A 1,006-nucleotide genomic window follows, 5' to 3' on the forward strand; every position below is an offset into this window, starting at 1 on the left:
ATTTCGACGGCGCACGTCGAATACGAGACGGCAGCGCGCCATTATGCCCATGTCGACTGCCCCGGCCACGCCGACTATGTGAAGAACATGATCACGGGCGCTGCGCAGATGGACGGCGCGATCCTGGTGGTGTCGGCCGCCGACGGCCCGATGCCGCAGACCCGCGAGCACATCCTGCTTGCCCGTCAGGTCGGCGTGCCGTCGATCGTGGTGTTCCTGAACAAGGTCGACCAGGTCGACGATGCCGAGCTGCTCGAACTGGTCGAGCTCGAGGTTCGCGAGCTTCTGTCGAAGAACGAGTTCCCCGGCGACGACATTCCGATCGTCAAGGGTTCGGCGCTGGCTGCTCTGGAAGATTCCAACAAGACCATCGGCGAAGACGCGATCCGCGAGCTGATGGCTGCGGTCGATGCCTATATCCCGACGCCGGTTCGTCCGCTGGACAAGCCGTTCCTGATGCCGATCGAAGACGTGTTCTCGATCTCGGGCCGTGGCACGGTCGTGACCGGCCGCGTCGAGCGCGGCATCGTCAAGGTCGGCGAGGAACTGGAAATCATCGGCATCCGTCCGACGACCAAGACGACCTGCACGGGCGTCGAGATGTTCCGCAAGCTGCTCGATCAGGGCCAGGCCGGCGACAACATCGGCGCGCTGCTGCGCGGCGTTGATCGTGAAGGTGTCGAGCGCGGCCAGGTTCTGGCCAAGCCCGGTACGGTGAAGCCGCACAAGAAGTTCGTGGCCGAAGCCTACATCCTGACCAAGGACGAAGGTGGCCGTCACACGCCGTTCTTCACCAACTACCGTCCGCAGTTCTACTTCCGCACGACCGACGTGACCGGCATCGTGTCGCTGCCGGAAGGCACGGAAATGGTTATGCCCGGCGACAACATCACGGTCGATGTCGAGCTGATCGTGCCGATCGCCATGGAAGAGAAGCTGCGCTTCGCCATCCGTGAAGGCGGCCGTACCGTCGGTGCCGGCATCGTCGTCACCATCAAAGAGTAAT

The 1,006-nt window shown here is 63.2% G+C and carries 1 protein-coding gene; it reads left to right on the plus strand.

Features of this window, described 5'->3' with window-relative positions; genetic code table 11:
- On the plus strand, positions 1-1,005 hold a 1,005-nt coding region (gene tuf, locus NKH54_RS32430), incomplete at its 5' end, for an elongation factor Tu (protein WP_031204767.1).
- Position 1,006 lies beyond the last annotated feature (1 nt).

The sequence above is a fragment of the Mesorhizobium sp. M1004 genome (assembly GCF_040318795.1).
Taxonomy (GTDB): domain Bacteria; phylum Pseudomonadota; class Alphaproteobacteria; order Rhizobiales; family Rhizobiaceae; genus Mesorhizobium.